The organism is Nocardia sp. NPDC051981 (genome assembly GCF_040680715.1).
GTDB lineage: Bacteria > Actinomycetota > Actinomycetes > Mycobacteriales > Mycobacteriaceae > Nocardia.
Window position 1 is genome coordinate 159584 of record NZ_JBFAXK010000013.1, and the last position, 18256, is coordinate 177839.

Genomic DNA, 18256 nt, shown 5'->3' on the forward strand with positions numbered 1-18256 from the left:
CCGCGCTGGCCGGTTCGGTCAGCGCGCTATGCGCAATGTAGTGCGTACGGTTGACTCCCATGAGTGGGAAGCGATCGACAGTGATATGCCCAACGAATCGATGACTTCCGTTGGGAAGCGGGGGATTCCGGCTAGGGTGAAGGCTCGAGGCGAGCGTCTCGAACATCAAATCGGGGGATCCATGATCAAGGATAAGAGCATTCAGGAACGCCATTTCCCGACCACCACGTGTTTCGGATGCGGACCGGTCAACCCCTCCGGCATGCATGTTCGCAGCTATCGGGCAGACGACGACACGGTGGTGGGATCGTTCACCCCGCGCCCGGACCACGGCAACGGACTCGGCTTGGTCCACGGCGGGGTCATCTCCACTGTGCTGGACTGCCATTCGGGTGCGGTCGTGTTCCAAGCCGCCATCGATCGCGGGTGGTTCAGCGAGCACAGCATGGTGGCCCCGTTCGTTACCGCCGGGTTCGATGTCAGCTTCCTGCGCCCCACTCCGCTGGGCCCCAGCCTCGATCTTTGGGCGCAAATCGAACAGCTGACCGAGCAGCAAGCCATCACCAATGCTGAACTGCGCTTCGACGGTAAGACGAGAGTCTCGATGCGCTCCACCTGGAAACGGCTCAACCCTCGCTAAGAATCATCCGCACGTTCTTTACTGCATCGATCACCCGCCATCACCGCACCGGACAGTCCGAGTGCAATGCTCCCGCCCCACCGGCAGGACGGCAGATTCTCAAAGGTGATCGTCAACGTTTCGGGATCCAGCCAGGGTGGAGGGTCGGCCTCTACAGGCATGGGCACGTGCGAGGGCACGCACACTGCATTCGGCAGTAGCAGACGTTCTGCGCCACAGCGGGTTCCGACCGCCGGTGCCCCACGCTGGCCGGTTCGGTCAGGCGCGGTATGCGGCGTAGCGCGTTCGATAGGTGGGCCAATAGGAGATCGGACCGCTGTGTCGTCATCTCTGTCAGCTTTGGGCATGAGGCCAGGTCAGCCGCATGCCCAATCGAAAGTGTCCGAGTCCAGATCGATCTGGGCATTGCCGCCCCCGAGATTCAAACCACCGAACTCTTCCAACTCGAGGTAGAACGGCGTCAGCCCTTGGGGCATGGCCTGAACGTAGAACGTGGTTCCACCCAGATGGCAACGGCCGTACAGGTTCTCGGCCCATCCATGCCACCCTCTGGTTTCCGGGTTGTAGCGCTGGCGGTAACCGCTGTTCTCGGATGTACTCGGTGCCAGACCCGCGTTGGGGTCGTTGCGGATTCCGAGCCAGACCGCTGTCATCGGCATCGGGTCATCCCACGCGTTGGGTCCCTCGTCGTCGTTGCCGTGCTCACCGGCGCGGCGAACATCGACCGGTGGCACGGTCGGTCCTGCGGCGTATTCGGCTTCCGTCAACCAGATCAGCGCGAATGCCCCGCCGATGTCGTCTTCCAGCATGCGAAGCTGTGCATGGGGTCGTGACGCTGCGAGGCTTCGTTCGAAGGGGTCACCAGAATCTGGATCGGCCTGCACCGGTCTACACTGATTCGCGAACTGTCCCTCACCCTGAAAGAACGCGATCGCGGGAAAATCCGGTCCACGACGGCGGTACTGCTCCGGCAATCGAATCGTGAGCGCATGCATCATCGGCAATCCGGTCAATGGCCCCCGCGGCCAGGTCGCGGGATCGATTCCGGGACCATTGCTTCCAGTCCATCCCGCCCGTACCGCATCGGCCAGTTGGAGTGGCTCCCCCTCGGGTGTGACCCGTAACGAGTCCACACCCTCCCCGAACCCTAGGTCATATGCCCACATGCTGTTCCTGCCGTCCTCACGGATACCTGTGCGTCCGAGATTGTTCGGCGGAACCTAACACGGCCGACCGACACCGACCGCGAATGATTCCCCTTGATCGTTCGACACCTCAGTACACGTGATCTGCCCCAGTGCGCGCTCATCGGCAGTAGCGGACGTTCCTGCGCCGCAGTCTGTTCCGACGGCCGCCGCCCGCGTTGGCCGGTTCGGTCAGCGCGTGACCATCGTCGAATGGGCCGCGCGCCGGTCGTTCATCTGGGTCGACGACGAGATCAGCGACAACGACCGGGAATGGGTATCCGACCGCCATTTCGGCCAGGCGCTGCTGCACCGAGGCGACCCACGAATCGGATTGCGGCACAGCGACTTCGCCGTCTTCGCCAAGTGGCTCGCGGCAGCTGACCCCGCCGACCCGGGCTGATGCTCAGCTGGGACCTTCCCGTTCGGCGAGGAATTGATCGAGCAGGGTGAACAACACTTCCAGGATGCGAACCTCTTGCTCTGGGCTGAGATCTGTGACGAAGTCCCATTCGGGCACTGCGATCTGCTTGATCACACCGGACCAGACGAAGTTGCTCTCGCGGCGGAGATGATTGGTGAGAAGCCAGTCACGAAACCCGTCCAGTCCTCGACCGCCGGCCCGGCGCGCGGCGTAGTCGTAGCCGTCGAGGAAGCAGGTCACGCCACGAACGGTCGTGAAGCCGATGAACATGCCTGGGCGCGTCGCGAATTGCAGTAGGCATTCACGCTCGGTAAGCCGGTTCGGGTCCATCGGCTTCCACCCCTTGGCACGTCCCCACCTGGCAAAGTGCGCATCGAGGTCGATAGGTTTCTCCACCTCGCTACTTCATCACACTTCCGGGTTGCCGCGGATATACGCGCACACCGGCGCCACGATCCAGTGGTTTGCCACGCAGTCGGGTGACTACGGCATGCGGGCTGTTCCGTGAGGTGAAAAACTCTCGCGGTGGATATGGAGGGAGTGCCGTCTCGTGCTGAGCGGTTGGCCGGATACCGCCGTGTTCTGGAGACCCGGGACCCTGCAACCGCGCCAGGTAGGTTGCGTCAGCTTGCTGTCGATTCAGTCCGGCCGGTGCGGTTGTGGGCTGCGCGAAATCCGAACACCCCAACCGATGCTCTCGCTCTGCTTGTGGTTGATCAGGACGGAAACGTGCGGTGGAATGCGATCGTCAACCCCGGTGTGCCGACCGAAGCACTGCGCCGTGCTGCGGAGCTCGAGGCCAGAACGTGTGGGGATGCGTACTTTTCGATCCGCGAGCGGGTGGTCCATCACCCGAATGCCAGCGATGAATTACGTGCTGAGATGGTCGAGGCCGGAACCTGCCGTCGCCCTGAGCGATGCCCGAAGCCGTGGTTCTACCGTAACCGTTTCGAAAGCGCTCCCGCCTGAGCCGGGTATGAGCGACGCCGTCTCCGGCGTGCGTCAAAGGCACGCCATTCGGCAGTAGCGGACGCTCCGCTTGCGTCGGATCGGCACGGCCGGTTGATTTTCCGACGCCCGACGCTGGCCGGTTCGGTCAGCGCGCGGCAGAAGCGGATACTTGCTGCGATCGATTGCGCTCACCGCGGCGATCCGGTGACCGGCTTTCGCGCTCTCTGCGCTGGCAAACCCGATGGTCCACTCGTGCTGCGACTTCGAGCTGTAGGTTTCGGCGCCAACCGGTATCGAGTTAGCTCGAGCGCTGGTGGTTGATCGCATCGATGAGGAGATGCAGATTCGGGAGTTGCTCGACGAGAACCTGGATCCGCTCGCCGCGTGCAGCGGTCCCGATGGTGAGGCGTCCGTCATAGGCAGTGACCTCCGTGATCACCGACCAAGGCAGGACCCGGCCCTGCCCGCCGACACCGGCGTAGTCGATCGTGATGTCACCGAAGGCGATTGCACCACCTTGACGCAGCGTCGACAGTGCATCGGGCAACCTGTCTGCCGCGATCCGTCGATCCAGGTCGGCGATGAACGCGGCGAACCGCAGCTCCGGTTTGTCCTTCCCGTCCGCGTGTCGGCGAACCCGATCCGGGTCCCTGAATTCGCCTTTGGCCGTGAGGGAAAGCCCATCGGTGAACGTGATGGTGTGCAGGAACTTGGTCTCCGCGGGATGCCCATTGACCGATACCTGAGTGGTCTTCTGATGGACCGACAACACCTCCCGCAACGGGTAGACCTGCGCTGTCGCACCGCCGATGCACACGCACAATCCATCCGCCCGGACCGTCAGGCGCACTTCGACGGCGGTCTTCGCGCGAAGGCCGTGATGGAGCGTGAATGATTCACCGGACTCACCGGCCGCATAGCCAGTGACCCAGAATGTTTTGCCGCCGACAGTATTCGCGCCACCGGTAGCTGCCCCGGAGACGCCGTCGGGTCGGTAGGTGCCGCGCAGTGCCGAGCGGTTGTTCAGCGCCTGAATCCCCAAGCCGATCGCCAGCGCCACGACGAGGAACACACCGAGCACGAAGAAGTTCATCCAATCCCCCCGGAAATGCTTTCTGGTTCTGCTCGTGCGACTCTAACCGACCGGCGCGGCACCTGCCCGCAACAGCGGCCGAGCTCCACGTGCGTGGCCGACCGAACTGGCCAGAACACTCACTATGCCAAGCGAATTGGGTGGATATTGCCGCCCAGGAGTGGATTGCCTGAGCTGGAGTCAGTATCCTGGGTGCTGTTGCTCGGGACAGCGATGATCGCTGCCGCCGCCTACGGCGCGGTCGAGCACCTGCTCCCGGTCGCCCTTGACATCGCATACGGCGCGGGTGGGGCTGCTGATCACAGTCGGCACCCGAACAGTACGGTGGCCAGCGGTCTCCACCGGCGCCGACGACCGACTTGCATTGCGCTACAACCCATTGCTGAACCCCCACTTCCATACAGCGTGGTTGTTGGGCACCATCGGCGGAACCATGGTCTGGGGCGCCGTCACCGCCGCCATGCCCGGCAAGTTCATCGTGGGTGGTGGTGTGCTGACTGTTCTGGCGCTGGCTACGATCTCACGGGTGCGCGTGACGTCGCGCACGACCTACCTGATTTTCGACAAGAGTACTTTTCGCCTGGTGAACCGGGGGCCGCGAATCGGATTCGACCACGAATTCCGTTGGGATGCAATACAGAACCTCACGCTCGAGCGCGACCACCACCAGCCAGACCCAAACACCGTTGCCGATCGTCACGTTCAGCTGTCCACCGGATGCCCTCATCGCGCACACATCTCCGATCAAGGGCACCGATAACTCGACCAACCCCGACGGCAAATGGCACTACCCTGTCAAGTGGTTCAGCGTCGAACCCAATGCGCTGCTAGCCACAATGCAGTACCTGAGCTCCGACTCCACGCACCGCGCGAACATCACCCGCACGGACCTTCAGGCAATGCTCACGCCACCACCACGATGGGCGGAACGCCCACACCGTTCGTAGCAGGGCACATTGCCGCCGTCAGCTGATGTAGATCGATAGCAGCAACCCGGCGCCGACCGCCTGGCCCGTGCCGTTCTCGTGCATCTGCACGTCGATCACATCGTCCGCCAGCAGAATCGGCTGCAAACGTGACCTGACCGTCGCGCCGTATGGGCCACCACACGCTCATCGGCATAGTGCGTTCCAGCTAGCTCGCATCCGCGTGCCACGGGTGTGCGAGCAGGGCGGCCCAGGCTTTATCCCACGGGAACAAGTGGATGTAGTCCGCGCCGGTGCCGGGGTCGTGTTGCTTGTAGACGTCATCTCCGACCAAAACGGTTACGCCCCAGTCGGAGAGGTCACGTATCGCCCTCTGGAGGGCGGGAAAGCTGATCTGTGCCCAGTTCGAGAACGGCATGGCCACCACGGGCAGGCGCTTGCCGACTGCTTCGACGAGCAGTCCGAGCGGCAGCGTGTCCGAGATTCCGGCGGCCCATTTGGCGAGCGAGTTGCAGGTGAGCGGGGCAACGATCATGGCGTCCGCCGGGGGCAGGATATCGGGGGCGTCGGGTTCCTTGTACTGGCTGCGGACCGGGTGCCCGGTCTTCGCGGCGAGGGCCTCGGTGTCGATGAACCGGCGGCCGTCCGGCGAGGCGATCACGCAGACCTCCCACCCGTCGGCTTGAGCGAGGTCCACCAGCTTGCCGATGTCGGCGGCGGCAGGTGAACCGGTGACGATGGCGTAGAGAACGGGTGCCCCGTGATCGTTCATGCTGCCCAGTGTTTCACCTGCGCACCCCGCACCAGGCCGCAAAGTTCGACAGACTCGTGGTGGAACGCGAATCACTCACTACCAGAGCACGAACGGTCTCGTGTACCTGCGGATGATAACGAGTCAGCTGGGGTGCGATGCTGCGGGCGCTGTTCAGCGATTCCAGGGCGCGGGCGCGGTCGCCGTGCAGCAACCATGCCCGTGACAGGTCGATGAAGTAGTGCCCGGTGCGGCTCGGTGCGGCCCCGCTCGGCAGTTGGATCGTGGCGGCGCGGCTGACGGCGGTTGTGCCATCGGACAATTCGACCGGCACCGCGACCCGATGAATATCGACGTTGGCGGCGGAGAACTTCGTCCCGTAGTGGTTGGCCTGCTCTTGCCGAGGTGCGGTGTGCACGCTGGCGGCGTTCAGATAGTCGTTCGCCAGGTCGGTGTTCCCGGTACGCGCGGCGAGGACTGCGGCCCGCAGATCCAATGCACCGCGGACCGCTCTGGACGCGTCGCTGGCAGGCGCGAGATCCACGAATCCGCTTGCACGGTCGATGGTTCGCAACCCGCCCTTGTACGCCCCGTCGAACAGCAAGATCAGGGCGTGGTTCCATTCGGCGGTCGCGGCCCGCAACGGGTCACCACCGAGGGCGGCGCAGGCGCGGGCACGTTCGTCGGCGAGGTGAGCCAAGTCGAGGTGTCCGAGCCGGTACAAGGAAACAACGGCGTAAGAGTATGCAGCGGAAAGCATTTCGCGGGCTGGCTGTTGGCCGTCGGCGGGGCGTTCATTGCACACTCGGTGCAGGTGGCGCAGCACATCGGGCAATGCGCGCACCACCTCAGCGTGCTTGGTCCTGCGGTCCCACACCTTGATCTCTGCCAGCGCCCCACCGAGGTCGGCCAGACTGCGAGTCTCGGTATCCAACTCGGGGTCGTCGCCCTCCACCAATGCTTGCCGCAGCGCGGGAACACCGGCTTGTTCGGAAGTGGGCAGCGCGTTGCGTGACCCGTAGGGCTGCTCGGTCAAATCGGTCACGCTCACCGAAAGCGCTCGCGCTACGGCGGCCGTGAGGCTGTGCGTCGCGGGGCGCTCCCCGGTCTCCACCTTGCTCAGCAGCGAACTCGAGACGTTCGCCCGGCGGGCGAGGGCGATTTGGGTCAGTCCGCGCAGTTTGCGGACTTCAGCGATACGGGCACCGATGCTGAAATGTCGCTCCACGGTCACTATCCCAGCGTGACCCGTCGGCCCTGATCATTCAATACCGGCTGGTGTGGCAATCCTGTGGAAGTTCACGCCCGCATTCGCGCGCACGCTCACCTGCACGCATCCGCTTCCGGCCGAGGCCATCTCCCGGCGGCGGGTGCTTCCCAACCGAGACAAGGGCAGCGGAAAGCATCGGAGGGGTACCGGTGAGGCGGGAACCGACAGCACTTGGACATATCGACGACGAGGTGACCATAGCGCCGGAATGGGACAGGACGCTATGTACGCGGCTGGCGCGCCAGCTCGGGTACCTGCTGCTATGGCCGCCGGAAAACACGCGGCTGGGACTGGTCGATCTAGTCCGCGAAACCGACGTGGACGCCGTGATCACACCATCCCCGGCGCACGTGGACGCGCTCACGTTGGACCGACTCATGCATGTGTGTGACCTCGAAACAGTCAGCCCGCGTGAAACATTCGCGCGCTACTTCGGAGGGCGGCACGGATGTCCAGCGTGAGACCATGCGGCCCAGCAGAATTCGCGGTCTTGCGAGCACTGAGCGATGAGGAGCCGCTCAGCGTCGCTGCGCTGGCGATCCGGAGCCGGCGTTCTGAGGACTCCACGCAGCTGGCCGTCGAGTTCCTGCTGAACCAGGGCCTACTGGTGCGCGACAACCGGGGCGAATGTCATATGACCCGCGCCGGTCGGGTGTTGTGGGACACCAAGGGGAAGCGGTTCACGGCATGACCATGGGCGAGCGAGTGCGCGCCCCTCCGCAGCACTCTGCGCCTGCACCCCCGACCGGCGAGCGCTGGCCGATCTCCGGGCTCGGTCGCGCTCGCTGGGCAACCTTTCGCCTGATCGAAATGGGCGAAAGGGACAAATAGGGAACAACTCAATGAGGTGAAACACAATGCGGACCAATATTTTCCGCACAGTCCTATTCGTCGCGCTCGCTACGGCTGGCGTGATGCTGACCTCGGGGACCGCCAGCGCCGTTACTCCCGCCCAATGTGAAAAGGAATCCAACGGGAAGGTCGTCGGCCACCTCGACCCCAACGACTCCAGCAAGGCAATCTGCACGTGCAAGGGCGGGTTCTACGACGGCCAGGAGGTGTACGGGGCGACGATCATCTATGTAGGCCAGTACCCGTATCCGGTTACGTGCGTGGGCCTCGAGGTCGGGGCCTAGGCTCGCGACCATGACCACCAACCCGCCTGCCCCGCCCGTGTTGGGCGAGCCGATCGCGACGCGCATCTACAGCGACCCGCACGGGACGGTGACCGTCCGGATAGGTCGCCCGCAACCATGGTCCGAGCACGGCCGCGCGCTGTACGTGTGCCCGTACTCGATCACCGGCGACATTCCGGACGCCCCCGGCGGCGGTGACGCCTACGCCACGGGCATCGACGACCTGGACGCGCTCATGCTGGCGGCCCATGCGATCGAATCCGTTGTGTACCTGTGGAATGTGAAACTGGGGCGCGCGCTGCGATCGACGGCGGGGCTCGGGGGTTGGCGGCTCACGTATCCGCCGCCGACCGCCACCGTGACCGACACCGAATAAACGTGTGGCCGCCAACCGGTTTCGAAATACATTGTGCTACAACGGTATCCCGCGCGTGCACGACAGACATCGCGTGGGACAGGGCGCTGTGCACGCGGCTGGCGCGCCAGCTCGGGTACCTGCTGCTGCGGCCGCCGGAAATGGGGCTGGTAGGTGTGGGCGCGTCCGTGAGTCCGGCCCTCTCCCTCGCTCTGCGTCTTTGTCGCTGATCCTTTGTCCTTTGTCTTTTGGTTTTCAGGGTTTGTCTCCGGGCTTGACCTGAACCTTGGTCGAGGTTGGAGAGTAGGGTCATGCCGACCGAAACCACACTCAGCGCAGCCCCTTTCGATGCCACTACGATCGACACCCTTGCGCAGTCGCTGTCAGCTGCGACTGTGGTCGGAATCGGGGAATCGACGCGATTCGCTCAGGAGACGTTTGCGCTTCGGGAAGAGTTGTTCCGGAATCTGGTTGTGCATTACGGATTTCGGACGCTCGCTGTCCAGGACAGTGCCGATGTCGGTGAGACCCTGGATGTCTACGTGCGGGAGGGCAGGGGGACGGCGGTGTCGGCTCTCGAGCTGGCCTGGCGTCCCTGGCGTACCGCGGAGATGGCTGCGGCACTGACCTGGATTCGTGAGTTCAACGAGGCCCATCCCGGCGATGAAGTGCGCGTTATCGGCGTCAAGCCGGCCCAGGCCAAGCCGGAGGATTACGACGCCGTGCTCGATGCGGTCCGAATCCAGGCTCCGGATCGTGCGGCCGATCTCGCTGCGCATCTGGAGCCCATCCGCACCGCCCACACGCTGGACGAGCACGTCCAACGTGCCCGAGGCGTCCACCCTGGCCGCCCGTTCCTCGACCACGCCCGCGACGCCTCGACGCTCCTCGCCTCGATCCCGGATATCAGCGAAACCGTCCAGGCCCGAATGGCTCTGATCGAGGATTTCCACCGCCACAGCGTCGCGGGCCGCGGCAGCTACGCGGGTGAGGCCGAACTGTGGGCCTCCTCGATCATCGGCCACCACCAGCGCACGGGACTGCGGACCGTGTACTGGGACGGCATATCGCATGTCTCCGCCGATGCTGCGGCCCTGGGTCTGGCCGGGGACCAGGTCTCCAAATCCAGTGTGGGCAGCGTTCTCCGTGAGCATTTCGGCCGCGACTATGCCCCGGTGGCCATCGGCTTCCACCACGGCAATGTCGGCGTGGCCGAGATCCCCTCCCCCGCACCGGATTTCCTGGACGCGACGCTGGGTGAGATGGGCCTTCCGCAACTCTGGCTCGACATGCGCACCGCCCCGATCGCAGCCCCCGCCAAGATGCGCGTGATCAGCGGCGTCTACGACCCGGTCCGGGATGCGGACGAACACTTGGCGATTCGCGACCTGTCAACGGCCTTCGACATTCTCGTCCACATCCGGGAGGTGACCCCGGTCCACTGGTTGCCGTGAATCCCACGGCCATCCGATGTGTTCCCGTCACATACGCTGCCGCAGTGAGCGAAGACCTGAGTGAAGACGTCCGGCACCCGACGGAAGAGCAACGGCGGCAACGCAATGCGGAGGCCAACCAGTGGTGGGCGCGGAACTACGGACGCCGCGTGGAACTCGGTAGCTTCGGTCAGGCCATGTCGGTATTGCTGAGCGCCGAACTCGATACGTGGTCCCGGACCGAGATCGATGGCGTCTACGCGAATTTGGGGTGGGAATCGACCGGCGCCGCAGCTGCGCTGACTGCGGAAGGCGCGGCGCTCGTCGCGGTCGAGACCCCGCACTCGATCACGGCGCCGGGCTTCGGGTACGGAGAGATCAAACAGCTTCTGCTGTCGTACCCCTGTCCGCCCGCGCTCGTCGATCACGTGTTCACGACCGCGCTGGCCGAGTGCATCGGCGTCCTCGGCGAACCGGATCTGGTGGGCGGCCCGGGCGCTCTGGCGATCTGGCTGCGGCCCGACGACATCGTGACGCTGGGCCGATCGATCCGCCCGATCGAGGTGAGCCTGCGGATCGAGCCGCGCGGGCCACATACGGCCGAGCGCGAATTCGACTGGGAATACGACGAAGACCACCGGCCCGCCGAGTGCTGGCTGGCATGGCCGGACGAGGCGCGCCGCACCGAGGTCGGCGCCCTCGGCTACAAGGAGCCCGACGCACTGACCCTCGACGAACTCGACGACCACATCGACCGGTTGTTCCTCTCCCTGGCGGTGGATCTCCCGGTTCTGCATCCCCTGGTGCCGCACGCGATCTGGGTTCTCACCCTGGCCGACGAGCCGGAGTGGGTGGCCCAGGGCTTCTTCGCCTCCAACGCCCAGTCCCGCCTGGAGGTGCGCGAGGAGGGCGGGGTGCGCGGCCAGATGTTCAACCACGGTGTCGCCTCGGCGCGGCAGATCGCGGCGGAGACGAAGGCGGCGATCCGCCGGTCGGGCGCGAAATATCCGTCGGATTTGCGGTTTCAAGCATGGCTGTCGCCATCGAAGCCTGGGTTGCAGGCCTTCCGGCTCGGATTGCAGTGGGACGAGCGGGAACCGGAGGAGACCTGACGCCCGCGCTACCCCGGGATACGGCTACCCGACCGCGGGAATATGGGGGAGCTGGTGGCTCATCCGATCGCGCTTGGTCGCGAGGTAGTGCACATTGTGCTCGGTCGGCGGGGTCTGCAGGGGGATCCGCGCGTGCACCGCGATGCCATTGGCCTGCAAGCCCGACTGCTTCGCGGGGTTGTTGCTCAGCAGGCGCACCGACCGCACCCCCAGATCGGCGAGGATGCGGGCGGCGGCGCCGTAGTCGCGGGCGTCGATGGGCAGGCCCAGGCGGACGTTCGCGTCCACCGTGTCCGCGCCCGCGTCCTGGAGTTCGTAGGCGCGGAGCTTGTTGAGCAGGCCGATGCCCCGGCCCTCCTGGCCGCGCAGGTAGACGATGACGCCGCGCCCGGCCTCGGCGACGGCCTCCAGGGCGGCGTCGAGTTGCTCGCCGCAGTCGCAGCGCAGCGAGCCGAAGGCGTCGCCGGTGAGGCATTCGGAATGCACTCGGGCGAGCGTGTTCTCGCCCGACGGGTCGCCGTGGACGAGGGCGAGGTGTTCCGCGCCGGTGTGGGCGTCGGAGTAGCCGTAGACGCGGAAGTCGCCGAAGCGGGTGGGCAGCCGCGTCTCGACCTCGCGGATGATGCCGTGCTCCAGCTGTTTCCGATGTGCGATCAGGTCGGCGATGGAGATCAGCGGGATACCCCATTCCCGCGCCATGACCAGCAGCTCGGGCAGCCGCGCCATGCTGCCGTCGTCATTGACGACCTCGGCGATGACACCGGCCGGACGCAGCCCGGCCAGCCGCATCAGATCGACGGCGGCCTCGGTGTGGCCCGGACGGCCCAGCACGCCACGGGGATTCGCGCGCAGCGGGAACACGTGCCCGGGCCGGGAGAGCTGGGCCGCGGTGGTGCGCGGGTCCGCCAGCAGGCGCATGGTGCAGGCGCGGTCGGCGGCCGAAATGCCGGTGCTGACACCGGAAACGGCGTCCACCGAGACGGTGTAGGCGGTGCCCTTGGGATCCTCGTTGACCGAGGTCATCGGCGGCAGTTGGAGGCGGTCGCAGTCCTCGCCGGCCATCGGCACGCAGAGCACCCCGCTGGTGTGCCGCACCAGGAACGCGATGTTCTCCGCGGTCGCGTGCTCGGCGGCCAGGATCAGATCGCCTTCGTTCTCGCGGTTCTCGTCGTCCACGACCAGCACCATGCCGCCGCGGGCCACCGCCGCCACCGCGGCTGCGATCGAGTCGAGTTCACCGGTCATCGTCGACCACCTCCTCCGGCCGCACGGGCTGGCGACCTATTTCCAATCGAAATATGACGAGTGCGGAACAACGAGGTGAGGTCCCGCTCAGCGGTCAGGAAAGTGCGGTCAGTGCACGCCTCGGGCCATAGTGGTGACGGAGTTTTCAGCACGCCACAACGGCCCGGAGGCGAATCGCCTCCGGGCCGTTGTTCATTCAGTTGTCAGTGCCTCACACGAGAGTCAGTGCGCGGCACCACCGGTGGCCGGAGTCCGGCCGTGCTTCATGAAGAACGCTCCGATCAGCGCTACCGCGGCGGAGATCGCCACGAAGTAGAAGCCCATCTCGTATCCCTTGTCGGCGTACAGCAGCGGGATGTCCTTGGTGACCGGCGGCTGACCTGCCACCGTCACCACGGCCGTGACCGGGTTGGCGACCAGGAACGCGGTCGCGACCGCGAGGCCGATGCCCGCGCCCATGGCCTGCATGACACCCAGCATGCCAGCGCTGATGCCCTGCTGTTGTGCCGGAACGCCTTCCACGATGAGGTTCGGCGTGGACGCGTAGTACAGCGCGAAGGCCGCACCGTACACCGCGCTGATCAGCGCCTGTGTCTGCCAGCCGTGCGAGAGGGCCGCATAGGCCAGGCCGCTGCCGGCGAAGATGACCAGTGCCGTCACCAGTGGCCAGCGGGCGCCGGAGCGCCGGATCCACAGGCCGCCGAGGAAGCCGAAAACCATGGCGATCAAGGACTGTGCGAGGGTCACATGGGTGGCGAACTTCAGCAGCGAGAAGTTGTCACCGTAGCTGTAGCCGGGGTTCAGATCGACCTTGACCATGTCCGGCGGCAAGTGCTGGTACACCTGCTCCGGCGGCACCTGCGCGTTCACGACCTCTGGGGTCACCTGCGCATTCACCTTGTCCGTCAGCATCTTGACCACATCCGGCGGCAGGTCCATGCCCGGCGGCAGAGCAGCCTTGGCCTGTGCCTCGGCCGCGGCGAGACCCTGGGCCCGCGCCTGCGTGAGGGCCATGGCCTGCGCCTGGCTCAGCGCCCCGGCCTTCACTTGATCCCAGGTGGCGTCCTTGACCTGCTGGACCACCTCGGCGGACGGCGGCGACTGGGTCATGTAGCCGGTCGCGTAGGACTGGAAGCCGATCATGAACGAGGCCAGCAGACCGATGAACAGCACCACGCTGACTCGCGGGTTGAACAGCAGCTTCATGTCCATGATCGGGTGCTTTGCCCGCATCTCCACGATCGGGAACAGCGCGAGCAGCACCAGGCCGACGATCAGCCAGACCAGCGTGGAGGGCTTGGACCAGCCCCAATCCTGACCCTTGTCCAGGTACAGCAGGGTGAGGGTGGCGCCCGCGCCGAGCAGCACCGCGCCGATGATGTCCAGACGCTGCGGGGTGCGCAGCTTCGATTCCGGCACAAAAATGATCAGCAGCGGAAGCATGATCACGGTGAAGACGAACAGGAACCAGAACAGTCCACGCCAGGAGTAGTGATCGGTGATGTAGCCGCCGATCAGCGGACCGGCGAGGGCGGACACACCCAGACCCGTGGAGGCGATGCCGAGACCGATGGGAACCATCCGGCGCGGCATCAGGTCCCGGATCAGGCCGTAGGACACCACGGTGGTCGCAATGGCCGTCGCCTCCAGCGCGCGGCCCGCGAGGAAGACGGCCCAGTTGCTGGTCACGGCGCACATCGCCGTGCCGATCAGGAACAGCACACTGCAGACCAGGAACATCCGCTTCTTGCCGTAGATGTCGCTGAGCTTGCCGATCAGCGGGGACACGGCGGCGCCGAAGATGCCGAAGACGATGATGGCCCAGTTGATGTTCGCGCCCTGTTCGGGGAAGGTGGGCGCGATCTGTCGCAGTGCCGAGGCGACCATGACGTACTGCATCGGGGAGACCTCGGTGAACAGCACGATGATCGCGAGGACCGACCAGATCCTCAGATTCGAGGCGCCGTCGAGGCGCCCGGATTCCTCAGGCGCGGGACTCGGTGGCACCGCGGTGTCGACGGAGGTGGACATGTGGCGTCCTCCAGGGGTGGGTAGTAACACGATCGTGTGAACCGTGTCACGGCCACTGGGCGCCGACTATCGCCAAGTCCGTTCAGTGGGAATCGCTGGAATTCTGCTTCTTCGCGGGCTTCCGGCGGCTACGCTGTCTCGCCAATTTGTCCAAATCCGCCAGCAAGTCCTCGGCGAATTCCTTTTCGGCCTCGTAATGCTTGACGCACCAGCGCAATACCGCGCTGGGATATGCCCAGTCCGGATTCACATCCGCGCCCTCGGCGTCCGCCTGTGCGCGCCGCCGCATGGTCTCGGTGTATTCGATGTGCTGGGTGAGGATCTCGCGCATGCGCTCGGGCTCGGCCAGGTGCCCCAGCCAGGCCCGCAGCATCACGCTGTGCTTGAGGACGGGAGCCTCGACGGGGGAGTGGTTGACCCAGTTCGACGCCGCCTCACGCCCGCTCTCGGTAATCGCGTACATGCGTTTGCCGCGCATGCCGTCCTCGGACACCACGGTCCGGGAGATCGCGTAGCCGTGCTTTTCCAAACGCTTGAGCTCGGCGTAGATCTGGCTGAACGACGGACTCCAGTAGAAGAACTGCAGACTCCAGTCGGCCCATTTCTTCAGGTCGTATCCGGACAGTTCTTCGGCGTGCGAGAGCATTCCGAGAACCGCCCACGCCGTTGTGGGAAGTTCCGGAATCGCCTGCGTCTCTTCGGCAGGCACGCCATCGGTCATGATCGAACTGTATCGCCCCCGCATGCCCTGGCTCCGCTCAACGCCAGTGGGCGCGACGCGGGAACAGGGTGCGGCCGGCCTCGTGCGCGACCTCCAGCACGACGCGGGCCAGCCGGTCGTAGCTCATGCCGTCGGCACGCCCGGACAGCGACAGCGCGGCGGGCGCGGTGCCGCGGCCCCGCAGCGGCGCTGCGACACAGGCGATTCCGGCGACGGCCTCCTCGCGGTCGATGGCCACGCCCTGCCGCATGCGGATCTGCTGCAGCTCGCGCGAGAGTGCCTCGGGCTCGCAGATGGTGCGCGGGGTCAGGCGCGGCAGCCGGGTGCGCAGCGCGGCCTCGGCGATGTTCGGCTCCAGGCAGGCGAGCATCGCCTTGCCGAGCGCGGTGGCGTGCGCGGGCATCCGGCCGCCCAGGCGGGTGGGCAGGCTGGCGGCGAAGCGGCCGCCGGCCTTGTCCAGGTAGACCACGTCGCGGCCGTCGAGGACGGCCAGGTGTCCGACCATGCCGGTGCGCTGGCTCAGCTCGTGCAGCAGCGGGGACACGGCATCACGAATCTCGTTGTGGTCGGCGGTGAGTCCGCCGAGCTCGAGTGCGCGCATGCCCAGCCGGTAGCCGCCCGAGGTGTGGGCCAGCCAGCGCAGCTTGATCATCTGGTCGAGGATCCGGTGCACGGTGGACCGCGGCAGCCCGGTGCGCTCGACCAGGCCGAGCAGCGTGAGGGTGGGGGTGGATGCGTCGAATGCGTCCAGGATCAAGGTCATCCGCTCGATCATCGAGACGGGAACTTCGGCGCTGGCGCGAGATTCCTTGGCGCGCATGGGGTTGTGTGGGTGTCGAGTCTCCGCCGGGGGCAGCATGGTGACGGACATATGTACCTCCGTTGGTTCATATCCAGTCTAGGACTATTCCGATTAGGCATGTACCTAGTTTGGAGCTTGTGCTACCCATCACAGTGCCTCGTGCCACAACCTGCGGAATCGGGAGAACTACGTAAAACCTACGCATCCGTGTCCCGATCAGCGAACCAGGGAGTTGACGCCTCCTGCGCGCGACCTGCTGTCATGACTGCTAGCTATATTTCGGATCGAAATAAGGAGGCGCCGGTGCTTACTGGTGTCAATGTGCCCGGCGGCCGGACACCGGCCATCGACGCGACGGCATTCAAGACCGTTCTCGGCAGGTTCTGCTCGGGAGTCACCGTGATCACCGCCCTTACCGAGGACGAACCCCTCGGCTTCGCGTGCCAGTCGTTCGCATCGCTGTCCATCGACCCGCCGCTGGTGAGCTTCTTCCCGGCGCGGACCTCGAGCACCTGGCCGAGGATCCGTGAGGTGGGCCGGTTCTGCGTGAACATCCTGGCCGACGATCAGGCCGAGATCTGCCGTCAGCTCGGGCGGCCGGGCGCGGACAAGTTCGCGGGCGTGGAGTGGGCCGCCTCGGAGAACGGCTCGCCCTTGCTCGCCGGTGCCATGGCCTCCATCGACTGCGAGCTGTACGACGAAGCCGATGGTGGCGACCACACCATCGTCATCGGCCGCGTGACCTGCTTGAATGAGCATTCCGAGGCGAAGCCGCTGCTGTTCTACCGCGCGGCGTTCGGTCGTCTCGACACGCAGTAGGCACGGTTGTCCCGAGCATCAGTGGGCGTAGTCGTCCCGGCCATCGGCCGGCGCGGTCGTCTCGTCCATCAGTAGTCACAGCCCGGCCAGTGAGACTGCGCTGTCGTCGCCGTCACATCGGCCGCAACCATCGAAGCAAGGCAAGGGAGAGGAATTCACATGACCACCATGGACGGTGAGGTGCGGGTCATCGACGCGGGCAAGCCCCCGGCGCGATTCGCGCGCGGCTGGCACTGCCTGGGCCTGGCCGACTCCTTCCGCGATGGAAAGCCGCACACCGTCAAGGCTTTCGGCACCGAGATCGTCGTGTTCGCGGCCGAGGACGGCACCCTCAACGTGCTCAACGCGTACTGCCCCCACATGGGCGGCAACCTCGCCGACGGCACCGTCAAGGGCGACTCCATCGCCTGCCCGTTCCACGACTGGCGCTGGAACGGCAAGGGCAAGTGCACCGGCATCCCGTACGCGCGCCGCGTGCCCCCGCTGGCCCGCACCAAGGCGTGGCCGACCATGGTCGAGAACAAGATGCTGTTCGTCTGGAACGACCCGGAGGGCAAGCAGCCGCCGGCCGAGCTGGCGATCCCGCGCATCGACGCCGCCTTCGACGACGAGTGGACCGACTGGACCTGGAACTCGATGATCGTCGACGCCAACTGCCGCGAGGTCGTCGACAATGTCGTGGACATGGCGCACTTCTTCTACGTGCACTATGGCTTCCCGACCTTCTTCAAGAACGTCTTCGAGGGCCACACCGCCAGCCAGTACATGACCTCCGTGTCGCGTGAGGACATGATGGGCGAGACCGCCAAGGCGCTGGGCGGCAAGAACGTCCTCCAGTCGGAGGCCTCCTACTACGGGCCCTCCTACATGATCGACTACCTCAAGAGCGAGAGCCCGAACGGGCTGGTCGTCGAGGGCTACCTGATCAACTGCCACTACCCGATCAATGAGAATCAGTTCGTGCTCATGTACGGCGCGATCGCCAAGAAGCCGGAGGGCGTGCCCGCCGCGCAGGCGCAGGAGATCGCCGAGAAGTTCGTGGGCGGTCTGGGCAAGGGCTTCGAGCAGGACGCGGCCATCTGGAAGCGCAAGTCGCGCATCAACAATCCGCTGCTGTGCGAGGAGGACGGGCCGGTCTACCAGCTGCGTCGCTGGTACGAGCAGTTCTACGTGGACACGGCCGAGGTCAAGGACGAGATGACCGACCGCTTCGAGTACGAGGTGGACACCACCCGCGCGGTCACCGCGTGGGAGGCCGAGGTCGCCGACAATATCGCCAAGCGCGAAGCCGCCGTGGCGAGCAACGTCTCCGACGCTGTTGCGAGCAACGTCTCCGACGCGGTGGCGCAGGGCTGAGAGACGC

The 18256-nt window shown here is 65.6% G+C and carries 20 protein-coding genes; 11 read left to right on the forward strand and 9 right to left on the reverse strand.

Annotated features, from left to right (window positions below):
* The first annotated feature begins 40 nt into the window (after positions 1–40).
* Entirely contained in the window at positions 41–640 is a 600-nt protein-coding gene (locus AB0L60_RS23160; RefSeq protein WP_364617298.1) for a PaaI family thioesterase, read from the forward strand.
* A gap of 356 nt (positions 641–996) precedes the next feature.
* Here AB0L60_RS23160 and AB0L60_RS23165 read toward each other — a convergent pair whose 3' ends face one another.
* Entirely contained in the window at positions 997–1638 is a 642-nt protein-coding gene (locus tag AB0L60_RS23165) for a hypothetical protein (RefSeq protein WP_364617300.1), read from the reverse strand.
* Positions 1639–2023: 385 nt separating this feature from the next.
* Here AB0L60_RS23165 and AB0L60_RS23170 point away from each other — a divergent pair, with 385 nt between their 5' ends.
* On the forward strand, positions 2024–2227 hold the full coding sequence (locus AB0L60_RS23170) for a hypothetical protein (protein WP_364617302.1): 204 nt from the start codon (positions 2024–2026) through the stop codon (positions 2225–2227).
* Positions 2228–2230: 3 nt separating this feature from the next.
* Here the strand turns inward: AB0L60_RS23170 and AB0L60_RS23175 are convergent, their stop codons facing one another.
* Positions 2231–2644 carry a hypothetical protein gene (locus AB0L60_RS23175; RefSeq protein WP_364617304.1) on the reverse strand — a complete coding sequence of 138 codons (414 nt, stop codon included), beginning with the start codon at positions 2642–2644 and terminating at the stop codon, positions 2231–2233.
* Positions 2645–2779: 135 nt separating this feature from the next.
* On the opposite strand from AB0L60_RS23175, the gene AB0L60_RS23180 reads away from it, so the two are divergent.
* Positions 2780–3217 (forward strand): hypothetical protein, encoded by a 438-nt coding sequence (locus AB0L60_RS23180; RefSeq protein ID WP_364617426.1) that lies wholly within the window; start codon positions 2780–2782, stop codon positions 3215–3217.
* Between the two features lie 280 nt (positions 3218–3497).
* On the opposite strand, the gene AB0L60_RS23185 is transcribed toward AB0L60_RS23180, so the two are convergent.
* Positions 3498–4292, reverse strand: a complete 795-nt coding sequence (locus AB0L60_RS23185; RefSeq protein ID WP_364617306.1) for a DUF6585 family protein — start codon at positions 4290–4292, stop codon at positions 3498–3500.
* Between the two features lie 286 nt (positions 4293–4578).
* On the opposite strand from AB0L60_RS23185, the gene AB0L60_RS23190 reads away from it, so the two are divergent.
* Positions 4579–5052 carry a hypothetical protein gene (locus AB0L60_RS23190; protein WP_364617308.1) on the forward strand — a complete coding sequence of 158 codons (474 nt, stop codon included), beginning with the start codon at positions 4579–4581 and terminating at the stop codon, positions 5050–5052.
* A gap of 374 nt (positions 5053–5426) precedes the next feature.
* Here the strand turns inward: AB0L60_RS23190 and AB0L60_RS23195 are convergent, their stop codons facing one another.
* A complete protein-coding gene (locus AB0L60_RS23195) occupies positions 5427–5990 on the reverse strand; it encodes a flavoprotein (RefSeq protein WP_364617310.1) in 564 nt (187 codons plus the stop codon).
* Positions 5991–6003: 13 nt separating this feature from the next.
* Positions 6004–7203, reverse strand: a complete 1200-nt coding sequence (locus tag AB0L60_RS23200) for a helix-turn-helix domain-containing protein (RefSeq protein ID WP_364617312.1) — start codon at positions 7201–7203, stop codon at positions 6004–6006.
* 526 nt (positions 7204–7729) lie between these two features.
* Between AB0L60_RS23200 and AB0L60_RS23205 the strand changes: the two genes are divergently transcribed.
* The 5 genes from AB0L60_RS23205 to AB0L60_RS23225 all read left to right on the forward strand — a co-directional run bounded on the left by AB0L60_RS23205 (position 7730) and on the right by AB0L60_RS23225 (position 11275).
* Positions 7730–7930, forward strand: a complete 201-nt coding sequence (locus AB0L60_RS23205) for a hypothetical protein (RefSeq protein ID WP_364617314.1) — start codon at positions 7730–7732, stop codon at positions 7928–7930.
* Between the two features lie 166 nt (positions 7931–8096).
* Complete coding sequence (locus AB0L60_RS23210; RefSeq protein WP_364617316.1) at positions 8097–8375, forward strand: hypothetical protein; 279 nt, start codon at positions 8097–8099, stop codon at positions 8373–8375.
* Between the two features lie 10 nt (positions 8376–8385).
* A complete protein-coding gene (locus AB0L60_RS23215; protein WP_364617318.1) occupies positions 8386–8751 on the forward strand; it encodes a hypothetical protein in 366 nt (121 codons plus the stop codon).
* A 452-nt stretch (positions 8752–9203) separates the two neighbouring features.
* Complete coding sequence (locus AB0L60_RS23220) at positions 9204–10184, forward strand: erythromycin esterase family protein (protein ID WP_364617320.1); 981 nt, start codon at positions 9204–9206, stop codon at positions 10182–10184.
* A 44-nt stretch (positions 10185–10228) separates the two neighbouring features.
* Positions 10229–11275: a hypothetical protein gene (locus tag AB0L60_RS23225; RefSeq protein WP_364617322.1), complete on the forward strand. Its 1047-nt coding sequence runs from the start codon at positions 10229–10231 to the stop codon at positions 11273–11275.
* Positions 11276–11299: 24 nt separating this feature from the next.
* On the opposite strand, the gene AB0L60_RS23230 is transcribed toward AB0L60_RS23225, so the two are convergent.
* From AB0L60_RS23230 to AB0L60_RS23245, 4 genes are all read right to left on the reverse strand, one after another.
* Complete coding sequence (locus AB0L60_RS23230) at positions 11300–12520, reverse strand: bifunctional 3,4-dihydroxy-2-butanone-4-phosphate synthase/GTP cyclohydrolase II (protein WP_364617324.1); 1221 nt, start codon at positions 12518–12520, stop codon at positions 11300–11302.
* Between the two features lie 222 nt (positions 12521–12742).
* Positions 12743–14551, reverse strand: a complete 1809-nt coding sequence (locus AB0L60_RS23235; RefSeq protein ID WP_364617326.1) for an MFS transporter — start codon at positions 14549–14551, stop codon at positions 12743–12745.
* Positions 14552–14633: 82 nt separating this feature from the next.
* Positions 14634–15272 (reverse strand): PadR family transcriptional regulator, encoded by a 639-nt coding sequence (locus AB0L60_RS23240; protein WP_354834980.1) that lies wholly within the window; start codon positions 15270–15272, stop codon positions 14634–14636.
* Between the two features lie 37 nt (positions 15273–15309).
* Entirely contained in the window at positions 15310–16143 is an 834-nt protein-coding gene (locus AB0L60_RS23245) for an IclR family transcriptional regulator (protein WP_354834982.1), read from the reverse strand.
* Between the two features lie 234 nt (positions 16144–16377).
* On the opposite strand from AB0L60_RS23245, the gene AB0L60_RS23250 reads away from it, so the two are divergent.
* Both AB0L60_RS23250 and AB0L60_RS23255 read left to right on the forward strand, forming a co-directional pair.
* Positions 16378–16893 carry a flavin reductase family protein gene (locus tag AB0L60_RS23250; protein WP_364617329.1) on the forward strand — a complete coding sequence of 172 codons (516 nt, stop codon included), beginning with the start codon at positions 16378–16380 and terminating at the stop codon, positions 16891–16893.
* Positions 16894–17052: 159 nt separating this feature from the next.
* Positions 17053–18249 (forward strand): Rieske 2Fe-2S domain-containing protein, encoded by a 1197-nt coding sequence (locus AB0L60_RS23255; RefSeq protein WP_364617331.1) that lies wholly within the window; start codon positions 17053–17055, stop codon positions 18247–18249.
* Positions 18250–18256: the final 7 nt, after the last annotated feature.

Excerpts from the sequence above, each read along its gene's own strand:
- AB0L60_RS23165 (WP_364617300.1), bottom strand. The coding sequence starts at position 1,638 with ATGATGCATGCGCTCACGATTCGATTGCCGGAGCAGTACCGCCGTCGT.
- AB0L60_RS23180 (WP_364617426.1), top strand. The coding sequence starts at position 2,780 with ATGGAGGGAGTGCCGTCTCGTGCTGAGCGGTTGGCCGGATACCGCCGT.
- AB0L60_RS23185 (WP_364617306.1), bottom strand. The coding sequence starts at position 4,292 with ATGAACTTCTTCGTGCTCGGTGTGTTCCTCGTCGTGGCGCTGGCGATC.
- AB0L60_RS23195 (WP_364617310.1), bottom strand. The coding sequence starts at position 5,990 with ATGAACGATCACGGGGCACCCGTTCTCTACGCCATCGTCACCGGTTCA.
- AB0L60_RS23210 (WP_364617316.1), top strand. The coding sequence starts at position 8,097 with ATGCGGACCAATATTTTCCGCACAGTCCTATTCGTCGCGCTCGCTACG.
- AB0L60_RS23215 (WP_364617318.1), top strand. The coding sequence starts at position 8,386 with ATGACCACCAACCCGCCTGCCCCGCCCGTGTTGGGCGAGCCGATCGCG.
- AB0L60_RS23230 (WP_364617324.1), bottom strand. The coding sequence starts at position 12,520 with ATGACCGGTGAACTCGACTCGATCGCAGCCGCGGTGGCGGCGGTGGCC.
- AB0L60_RS23235 (WP_364617326.1), bottom strand. The coding sequence starts at position 14,551 with ATGTCCACCTCCGTCGACACCGCGGTGCCACCGAGTCCCGCGCCTGAG.
- AB0L60_RS23240 (WP_354834980.1), bottom strand. The coding sequence starts at position 15,272 with ATGACCGATGGCGTGCCTGCCGAAGAGACGCAGGCGATTCCGGAACTT.
- AB0L60_RS23245 (WP_354834982.1), bottom strand. The coding sequence starts at position 16,143 with ATGTCCGTCACCATGCTGCCCCCGGCGGAGACTCGACACCCACACAAC.
- AB0L60_RS23255 (WP_364617331.1), top strand. The coding sequence starts at position 17,053 with ATGACCACCATGGACGGTGAGGTGCGGGTCATCGACGCGGGCAAGCCC.